This window comes from Altericroceibacterium xinjiangense, from assembly GCF_003958635.1.
GTDB classification, from domain to species: Bacteria; Pseudomonadota; Alphaproteobacteria; order Sphingomonadales; family Sphingomonadaceae; genus Altericroceibacterium_A; species Altericroceibacterium_A xinjiangense.
Genome location: NZ_RSEK01000030.1, coordinates 1 through 8,884 on the forward strand (window position 1 = coordinate 1; position 8,884 = coordinate 8,884).

At 61.2% G+C, this 8,884-nt stretch carries 9 protein-coding genes and 2 pseudogenes; 5 read left to right on the plus strand and 6 right to left on the minus strand.

Going from position 1 to position 8,884, the window contains the following annotated elements; genetic code table 11:
* The 3 genes and pseudogenes from ELY13_RS15635 to ELY13_RS14120 form a co-directional block, all read right to left on the minus strand.
* Positions 1-572: pseudogene (locus ELY13_RS15635) on the minus strand (IS6 family transposase); the annotation flags it as partial.
* A gap of 9 nt (positions 573-581) precedes the next feature.
* Positions 582-806: a DDE-type integrase/transposase/recombinase gene (locus ELY13_RS15450; protein WP_338142334.1), complete on the minus strand. Its 225-nt coding sequence runs from the start codon at positions 804-806 to the stop codon at positions 582-584.
* Complete coding sequence (locus tag ELY13_RS14120) at positions 785-1,501, minus strand: IS6 family transposase (RefSeq protein ID WP_126174546.1); 717 nt, start codon at positions 1,499-1,501, stop codon at positions 785-787. Before ELY13_RS14120 ends, ELY13_RS15450 begins: the two co-directional genes overlap by 22 nt.
* 96 nt (positions 1,502-1,597) lie before the next feature.
* Between ELY13_RS14120 and ELY13_RS15725 the strand changes: the two are divergent.
* The 3 genes and pseudogenes from ELY13_RS15725 to ELY13_RS15610 all read left to right on the plus strand — a co-directional run.
* Positions 1,598-2,017: pseudogene (locus ELY13_RS15725) on the plus strand (SDR family oxidoreductase); the annotation flags it as partial.
* 82 nt (positions 2,018-2,099) lie between these two features.
* Positions 2,100-2,279: an SDR family oxidoreductase gene (locus tag ELY13_RS15605; RefSeq protein ID WP_206436081.1), complete on the plus strand. Its 180-nt coding sequence runs from the start codon at positions 2,100-2,102 to the stop codon at positions 2,277-2,279.
* A gap of 303 nt (positions 2,280-2,582) precedes the next feature.
* Complete coding sequence (locus tag ELY13_RS15610; RefSeq protein WP_277600670.1) at positions 2,583-2,714, plus strand: hypothetical protein; 132 nt, start codon at positions 2,583-2,585, stop codon at positions 2,712-2,714.
* A 192-nt stretch (positions 2,715-2,906) separates the two neighbouring features.
* On the opposite strand, the gene ELY13_RS14130 is transcribed toward ELY13_RS15610, so the two are convergent.
* On the minus strand, positions 2,907-3,377 hold the full coding sequence (locus ELY13_RS14130; protein ID WP_126174547.1) for a hypothetical protein: 471 nt from the start codon (positions 3,375-3,377) through the stop codon (positions 2,907-2,909).
* 155 nt (positions 3,378-3,532) lie between these two features.
* On the opposite strand from ELY13_RS14130, the gene ELY13_RS14135 reads away from it, so the two are divergent.
* Complete coding sequence (locus ELY13_RS14135) at positions 3,533-4,588, plus strand: winged helix-turn-helix domain-containing protein (protein WP_126174548.1); 1,056 nt, start codon at positions 3,533-3,535, stop codon at positions 4,586-4,588.
* Positions 4,589-4,910: 322 nt separating this feature from the next.
* Positions 4,911-6,082 (plus strand): IS3 family transposase gene (locus ELY13_RS14140; protein WP_126174549.1). Its coding sequence is split into 2 segments (ribosomal slippage): positions 4,911-5,163 and positions 5,163-6,082, totalling 1,173 coding nucleotides; the frame shifts between segments, so codons are not numbered across the junction.
* A gap of 196 nt (positions 6,083-6,278) precedes the next feature.
* Here ELY13_RS14140 and ELY13_RS14145 read toward each other — a convergent pair.
* A complete protein-coding gene (locus ELY13_RS14145) occupies positions 6,279-6,692 on the minus strand; it encodes a BLUF domain-containing protein (RefSeq protein WP_126174550.1) in 414 nt (137 codons plus the stop codon).
* Between the two features lies 1 nt (position 6,693).
* Positions 6,694-8,884: putative bifunctional diguanylate cyclase/phosphodiesterase (locus ELY13_RS14150; RefSeq protein WP_164549832.1), on the minus strand; the 2,191-nt coding region annotated here is incomplete at its 5' end.

Consider the following 8,884-nt stretch of genomic DNA (forward strand, 5'->3'; position numbering starts at 1 on the left):
CTGAACCGCAGCATTGCCCGTTCTCGTCTTCGGAACGGCAGGTGCGAGTTCTCGGCCCGGTTGTTCGCCCAGCGGCCCGTCTCCTGCTTCTGCTCGCATCCCAGTTGTGTGAGGGCCGCTTTGTACGAGCGAAGACCATCGGTGACGATTGCCTCAGGAGAGCCGTGCCGCTTCAGGGTCTTGCGCATGAACCGCAGGGCAGCCGCTTTGTCCCTGGTTTTCGTGACGTAGCTTTCGAGGACTTAGCCCTCGTGGTCGACGGCGCGCCATAAGTAGACCATCTCGCCATTCACCCGAACGTACATCTCGTCCAGGTGCCACCTCCAATGACGAAAGCCGCGCATACGGGAGATCCGCTGCCGGCGGATGTCGGCGGCAAACATCGGACCGAAACGATTCCACCAATGCCGGACCGTCTCGTGACAGACATTGATGCCACGCTCCGACAGCAGGTCTTCCACGTTCCGCAAGCTGATCGGGAAACGGACATACAGCATCACCACGAGGCGAATAACTTCGGGCGAGGAGCGGAAGTACCGGAACGGACTGGCTGGTTTGCGTGGGCGAGGCATGCGCCTGCCCTACTCTGCCGTGCGCCTGATCGCTATCCGGTACCGTTGCTCTGACAGTGCCCGCATGAACCGTAGAGCAGCGGCTTTATCCCTGGTTTTCGTGACGTAGCTTTCGAGGACTTCGCCCTCGTGGTCGACCGCGCGCCAGGGTGCTGTCAGTCGGATGCGAACGGCTCTCCGTTTGGCAAAATGCGCCCAACCCGCAGCAAGTCTCACGCAATGAGATTTTGCCACTCGGCCAGCGCGGCCGAACGGCGGGTCTTGTAAGTCTGTCTATCGACGAGGTGACGCTCGGAGTTGAAGTGGTTGGCGAAAGAAGCGTGGACTGAAGCGAACTTCTGTAGACTCTTCATCCGCCTGAAGCGCTGCATCGCTCGCCCTCGTCGGCGGAACGGCAAATGCGAGTTCTCGACCCGGTTGTTCGCCCAGCGGCCGGTCTCCTGTTTGGCCTCACACCCAAGTTCGACCATGGCTGCCTTGTAGGAGCGCAGCCCGTCGGTCGTAATCGCTTCCACCTTGCCGTGACGCTTCAGCGTCTTGCGCATGAACCGCAGAGCGGCAGCCTTATCGCGGGCCCGGGTCACGTAGCTTTCGAGGACTTCGCCCTCGTGATCCACGGCACGCCAGAGGTACACCATCTCACCATTCACCCGAACGTACATTTCGTCCAGGTGCCACTTCCAATGACGAAAGCCGCGCATCCGGGAGATGCGCTGCCGGCGGATGTCCGCCGCGAACATCGGACCAAACCTGTTCCACCAATGCCGCACTGTTTCGTGGCAGACATCGATGCCGCGCTCGAACAGCAGGTCTTCCACGATCCGCAACGAAAGCGGAAAACGGACGTACATCATGACCACGAGCCGGATGACCTCGGGCGAGGAGTGGAAATACCGGAACGGATTGGCGGGTTTGCGAGGGCGAGGCATGCCCCTGCCCTACTCTGCCGTGCGCCTGATCGCTATCTGGTACCGTTGCTCTGACAGTGCCGTGCCGGCGGATACATCGGGCGAACCACTGCAGCGGTGCTGGCGCGTCGCGGGGCGCGGATTGTCGCAGTCGATCACCCGGCGGCCGATTTGTCGGCCCTCTCCGCCGCCCTGCCCTCCGGCACCGAACCTATCCTGATCGAAGCGGACGTTACCGTCGAGGAGGACGTGCGCCGCTACGTCGCCCGCGCGCTCGCCGAAGCAGGTCGCATTGACATCTTCTTCAACAACGCCGGGATCGAAGGGCCCCAGGCGGCGATCGCCGACTATCCGGTTGGCGACTTTCGCAGGGTCCTGGAAGTGAACGCGGTGGGCGTGTTCCTGGGACTGCAGGCGGTGATGCCGGAAATGGTGCGCCAGGGATCGGGATCGATCATCAACGCATCTTCGATTGCAGGTATGATCGGGGCAACCAACATGGCCGGCTACATCGCATCGAAACATGCGGTGCTCGGCCTTACCCGTGTGGCGGCACTGGAAGGCGCGGCCGCAGGCGTGCGCGTGAATCCGTTCATCCAGGTTTATCGAGAGTCGGATGTTGAGCGACATCGCGATCCGGCTCGGCAGCGAAGCGACGGCGCTTGCCGAAACCGTTCCGGCGCGCCGGCTAGGGACGCCGGAGGAAGTCGCCAACGCGGTTGCTTTCCTGGCTTCCGACGACAGCAGCTACATGAACGGAGCCTCACTGGTTCTCGATGGAGGTGTTACCGTAGGCTGACGATGACGTTTCCAAAGAGTACTCTGAGCAGGGCTGCACCTTGGCACTGGAGCACATCAGCCCCCGCCCCCCCCCCCCCGGCGGGACTCTTGCCGAGCGCTCCGATCCTCGATTGTAGCCGGAAACGGAAGCGAGATTGACAGCGGGCTCAAACGCCCATCGGCTGAGTTCTGCGGTTTCAACGGGAGAAGTCGGTGACTGTGCTATCGCTCGTATCCGCACTGCTTTCCGTTTGACAAAAAATTCTCGTGGACGGCAGTAAGTCTCCGCCCAAGATAACCCGCCAGATGGCGGAAGGCGCGCATGGGAGATGCGCTGCAGACGGCGACTATTGATTTCATCAGTGTTCGCCACCCCGTGGCAGATGTCGATGCCGCGCTGAGACAGCAGGTTTTCCACGCCTCGCAGGTGATCGGGACCGCACCTGCGACATGAAGCCAATCGGGATTACCTCAGACGAGGAGTGGAAACAGCGGAAGGGACTAGCCGTACGAAGACTGGCATGCACCTCCCCTGCCCTATGCGCCGCACTCTGCTAGCGGCCCGTCCCTTCTGACGCTGGCGTCGGAGGTACTCCCAAACGCCACGAGCCGACATGTAACGAATGAGCACAGAAGGAAGGGAGCGTCAGCCTTCCCGGGCCGACTTTCGGAATAGCCAAGCGGAGAACAGCCAAGCACCCGCCCAGATCAGCGTGAATACCCAGGTGAAGTGGCCATAGAGCTGCATGATGACCCCCACCAGAAGCTGCGCGATCGCAGTGGCCGTCATAGCCACGGCCATGCCTTCGGATCGGAACCTCGCGCCTACTGCTGCGAACAGAGCGAGGAGAGGGATCACATCGAACCAGAGGTTTATGCGCTCGCTTTCGTTACCGACAATCCCGACTGCACCATTGGCCCATAGCAACAGCAGCCCCGCCGCGAGACCGATCGCGGCGCCGCCCCGATAGGCCCAACTGCCCGTTGCGCGGACGGCCATCTCGAACGCGAGACCGACTCCGCCTAGCATCACTATTGCGAAAGTGAAGTCCATCGCGGTCCAATGGACCGCGCTGGTGAACTGCATTGCGATTGCCGGGAGCCCAATCAGCGTCACGATTGTCCCCCAACCTACAAGTCGCCAAGGTTTGACGAGAGCGCTCCACCGCCGGCTAGGTGCCTTATACATGATCTTGCCTCCGCATTGCTGGAACGCCAACAATGGCTGATCGGGGGATGAGCGGCATGAGAAGGAAGTGAGTAATCGCTGAAATGAGCAACACTGCGCGACAATTCGGGCTGTTCCGCCTCGACCTGGCTAATCGCAGACTGTTGCGCGGCGACGAGGTGGTCGACCTCCCGGCCCGCTATCTGGACGTGCTGATCCTGCTCGTCTCGGCAGAAGGCGATCTCGTGACCAAGGACCGCTTCATGGACGAGGTCTGGCGCGGTGTACCGGTGACTGATGAAGCCCTGACGCAAGCGGTCCGAACATTGCGGAAGGCGCTGGGCGACAGTGCTGGTGCTCCGCGTTTCATCGAAACCGTTCCGAAGTACGGTTATCGCTTTATCGCCCCGATCAGCAGCGCAGTGAACTCCCCGGAGAAGCCTGGCCAGCCCATTGCCCGATGCCGCCCCGCCTTCATCCGCGAAACGGCGGCGGGCATGACCGGTGCACTGCTGGCAGGTGGGCTGGTCGGGTTGCTTTACGGATCCGTAGGCGCTGCCCAGCCGACCGGCAGCGGCGGAGCCGTGTCTTTGCTGCTGGTGATCGTGCTTGTGTCGACCCTTTCGGCTGGTGCTGCCGGCGCCGGCATTGCCGCAGGGATTGCGCTGTCTCGTTTTATCCGGCCGCTGCACTGGTACTGGACCATGATTGGCGGCGCGCTGGGCGGGGTCACTCTCGGCGCCCTCGCCAACATGATCGGAAAGGACGCGTTTCGCCTTCTGCTCGGTCAGACCGTTGGCCCCTTCACCGGCGCGATGGAGGGATTAGTGGTGGGTGCCGCGGCGGGGCTGGCGTCCTTTCTGGTCCAACGGCAAATCAAGCACTCGCTTGGTCTGGCGCCCCTCCTCGGCGCGGGAGCGGGTCTGATCGTAGTCATGCTGGACGGCCAGTTGATGGCGGGCAGCCTCCAGACGCTTGTTACAGCCTTCCCGTCCTCGCAGTTCCGTCTCGATAAACTGGGTCGAGCTTTCGGAGAGCAAGGCATTGGGTCGATCGCGCGCGTGGCGACGGCGACCTTCGAGGGCGCGGTTTTCGCACTGGCGCTGGTTCGGGCCATGCATCCTCCTCGTCATCCTGTCACGTCTGAGCATCTGCACTGATTTGCCCGCTTTTCCGGCACCACATTGGCAGCGAATTCCGCCCTGCGATTGGCTGCCTCCTACAGCCAGGTGAACATTCGCGCATGAAGCCGTCGTCGCAACACGCGATGAGAATGACAGCTCAGCCGCCTGAGCTTGGCCGTTCGTCAGCACCTGAACAGCATGAACCAACGGCAGGTTTCATGGCTCGCAAACGAGACGCTCTACGGCAAAAGTAGGGAGCACTCCAAACCCGCTTCTTTTCGGCTCGAGCTGGTGACATGACCCCCTAAGTTTCCTCCAGCCTCGATTAGAGTCCGGCCCTGATGGAAGGACGGACGAGATGAAGCGTAAGAGGTTTTCCGAAGAGCAGATCATCGGCGTACTGAAGGAGGCGGAGGCGGGAGCGAAGCCCGCCGACCTGGCGCGCCGGCACGGGGTTTCCGAAGCGACGATCTACAACTGGAAGTCGAAGTATGGCGGCCTGGAAGTGTCCGAAGCACGGCGGCTGAAGGTGCTCGAGGAGGAGAACGCAAAGCTCAAGCGCCTGCTCGCCGATGCCATGCTGGATCAGGCGGCGCTGAAGGATCTTCTCTCAAAAAAGTGGTGACGCCCGCCGCGAAGCGGGAAGCTGTTGCTCATCTTCAGGATTGCCACGGGATGAGCGAGCGGCGGGCGTGCTGTGTCATCGATGCCGACCGCAAGAGCGTGCGTTACCGATCCATTCGGGCGGACGACGCCGAGTTGCGTGAGAGACTGCGCGAGCTGGCCAATGCGCGCCGGCGGTTCGGTTACCGCCGTCTGCACATCCTGCTGCGCCGGGAGGGCGTAATGATCAACCGCAAGAAAACCCAGCGGCTCTATCGCGAGGAAGGTCTGACCGTGCGTCGGCGACGTAGTCGCAGGCGTGCCGTAGGGACCAGAGCGCCGGCTCCGGTGCTTGCGCTGCCGAACCAGCGCTGGAGCCTGGATTTCGTGCACGACCAGATGGCGTCAGGCCGGCGGTTCCGCGTGCTCAACATTGTCGACGATGTGACCAGGGAGTGCCTGCGCGCAGTGCCTGACACCTCGATCTCCGGTCGTCGTGTCGTGCGCGAACTGACGGAACTGATTGCACAGCGCGGCAAACCGGGAATGATCGTCAGCGATAACGGCACCGAACTCACCAGCAACGCAGTGCTGGCATGGTGTGGCCAGATTGGCGTGGAGTGGCATTACATCGCCCCGGGTAGGCCGATGCAGAATGGTTATGTTGAGAGCTTCAACGGCCGCATGCGGGACGAGCTGCTCAACGAAACGCTGTTCCTCAGCCTGGATCATGCTCGCGCAGAGATCGCCGCTTGGGTGGAAGACTACAGCCGGGAGAGGCCGCACTCATCCCTTGGCTACGCAACCCCGGCGGCATTCGCCGCTGAACTGGATAAGCAATGGCCTGCTCCGCTACGCCTTACGGGCTCCGCTACGCAGCCCATTGCTTCAACCGCGCTCATGCGCAAAACAACCGCCCGGCTCTAATCCCAGCTGGAGGGAAGCTGGGGGTCATGTCACTGGGCCGGCAGCCGATGGGCAGCTTTGGAACTGGGAAGGCCGGATAGGTGCCCATCCTGAGCGGAGCGCGATGAAGATGGCTTCCGGCCAATTCTGGGCATTGCCGGCCAAGGGTAAAGGTCCGCATCCGCCGTTCGATTGATCTGACTGTAGAACTGCCGCCCTACCTACTGGCAAGCTCCACCATCAGTGCAATCAACCGCTGCCCTTTGACGGCCTTCTCTGACGGGGCAATATTCTGCTGTAGAAGAGGTTTTACGTGACGATCCACAAAGATGGACGGGCCCTGGTAAGCCATGGCCCATCCTGCGAACCTGCGGTGGGAAAGCTCCTCAACAAGCACGACGTTGACCTCACGATGCCGAGGATCGCTCTTGATGCTTTCCATCAGCTCTGTGATCGCGGCGTTCCCGCCTTCCAGAATCTGGGCGAACCGCGCTTGGGTGAAAACAAGTGTCCCTGTTACGTCCAGGGCAGCGTTGCGCGACCGGGCCACTGAGAGGATTTCATCTATTGCCCCCGCCTCCTCACGCAGGCGCAAGTTGGTTTGGCTAACGTAGAGTAGAGAGTTGATCATCTCAAAAGCTGTCTGTCCTCGCGTCGAGTGGATGGTCGGCGGTGGCTTGGAGCGTCCCTACTCGAGAATGGATCGCGCCGAGCGACGTGATGAGGCTCGGCACCCTTTCTGCCGGGACAGCCGGTGAATAAAGGAAGCCTTGGCCAAAGTCGCAGCCCCTGCTGCGCAAGTGATCTGCCTGAGCCGCCGTCTCGACTCCCTCCGCGACCGTGCTGATACGAAGGCTCTGCCCCAGCTTTAACACAGCCTCGATAATAGCTGCGTCTCCGAGGCCATTCTGCAGGCCCTGAACAAAGCTTCGGTCGATCTTCAGGACATCGACCGGGAACTGCTTCAAGTGCCGGAGGGACGCATATCCCGTGCCGAAGTCATCAAGCGCGATCGTGACGCCTTCTCTGCTAAGCAGGTTCAGCGAGCGTTCGACGTTCTCAGCCCCTCTGCCCAGGAAGACCGTCTCGGTTACTTCTATCTGAAAGCGGCTGGTCGGCAAACTTGCCTTCCCCAGCTTCTCCAGAACCCGCTCAGCGAAGTTATCCTGGCGGAATTCCGCAGCGGCCGCATTTACAGCGATGTGACCGAACGGCACACCTGCGTCCAGCCAGGTGATGGCGTCCCTGAGCGTACGCTCAAGCATCCTCTCGCTTATCGCCTCGGCCAGCTCAAGATCCTCGAAAGCCGCCAAAATCTCTTTTGGGCTTTGTAATTCTCCAGCCGGATCCCTCCATCGCAACAGGGCTTCGAATCCGTTCACGTGTCCCGTGCGTAGATCCATCTTTGGCTGATAGTACGGAAATACCAGGTCGTGCGTGACCGCGTCCCGTGCACGCGACACCATCAAGGAACGCTTTGCGACCTCTTCCCTCATTTCGGGCTGGAACACCATCAGCCCTCCACGGCCGGCCAACTTTGCGGAGTACAAAGCCGTATCGGCGTTCTTCAGTAGCTCCTCAGACGATTGCCCATGGAGTGGATAGACGCTTGCGCCGATACTGGTGCGGCAGTCGAGGATTCTCCCGTCATAAGAGAACGGTTCACGCATGCGATCCAAAATCGTTTGGACGAGGCTTGGCAGATCCTCGGCATCGCCGACATCGCCGAGGATGATCGCGAATTCGTCGCCACCCAATCGCGCGATGGTATCCGATGAGCGGATCACCTCCCGCAGCCGGAATGCCAGCGTGCGCAGCAGCTCATCTCCAGCACCGTGCCCCCAAGTGTCGTTCACGGCTTTAAAGTGGTCAACGTCCAGGTGAAGCAGAGCGACTTGGGTGTTTCGCGCTGCGGCGCAGGCAAGTGCCTGCTCCAGACGCCGGTGGAATAGACGCCGATTAGGAAGTTCCGTCAGAAAATCGTGGTTGGCGCCCCAGCGGGCTGCCTCCTCCGCCAGCTTTCTCCCTGTAAGATCCTGCATCGCGCCAACGGCTCTGACAGCATGACCCTGCTCATCCCGGACCACGTATCCGCGGTCGAATACGGTCGCATAGCTGCCATCGGCGCGGCGGAAACGATACTCATGAACGAATTGCTGCTCGTTAGAACCGAGCGCCCGATGGAAGCAGCCGAGCGTTGCAGCGCGGTCCTCAGGGTGAATGTGATCCTCCCACCATGCGGTGTTCGTGCCGAGTTCTTCAGCGGGATAGCCGAACACGTTGACGAGAGAACGGGTCCACTCCACACGGTTAGTCGCGGGATCGAAGTCCCAGATCAGGTCATTGGTGGCCTGGGTCGCCAGCCGGTAGCGTTCCTCTGCGCTTGTCAACGCATTCTCGGCGCGAACCTGCTCATGGACATCTTCCGCAACGCCATACCAACGGATAATCTGGTTCTTTTCATCACGGCGAGGACGTGCACGAGCCCGAAACCAGCTGTACTCTCCGCTCACCCGCTTCAGACGCAGGCGAGTATCGAAGGGTTCGCCGGACAGCACAGAAGCCCTCCAGGCTGGCAAAGCCCAGATCGCATCATCAGGGTGAAGCGCAGCGGCCCAGCCCAGCCCATGAGTTTCTTCGTTCGACATCCCAATAATCTCAGACCAGCGTGGGCTGATCTCGGTGAGGTTCCCGCATCTGTCGGCGGTCCACGGGATTTGCGGGCTGAGCTCTATTGTGTACCGATAGTTTTCTTCGGTCTCTCTCGCCTGCGCCTCCGTTTCGCGCAGGTAAGTCACGTCGAGGCAGGTGCCCTTTACGGCA

Bases quoted from the DNA above. Each gene is read 5' to 3' on its own strand.
- ELY13_RS14120 (WP_126174546.1), bottom strand. From the start codon at position 1,501: ATGCCTCGCCCTCGCAAACCCGCCAATCCGTTCCGGTATTTCCACTCC.
- ELY13_RS15610 (WP_277600670.1), top strand. From the start codon at position 2,583: ATGGGAGATGCGCTGCAGACGGCGACTATTGATTTCATCAGTGTTCGC.
- ELY13_RS14135 (WP_126174548.1), top strand. From the start codon at position 3,533: ATGAGCAACACTGCGCGACAATTCGGGCTGTTCCGCCTCGACCTGGCT.
- ELY13_RS14145 (WP_126174550.1), bottom strand. From the start codon at position 6,692: ATGATCAACTCTCTACTCTACGTTAGCCAAACCAACTTGCGCCTGCGT.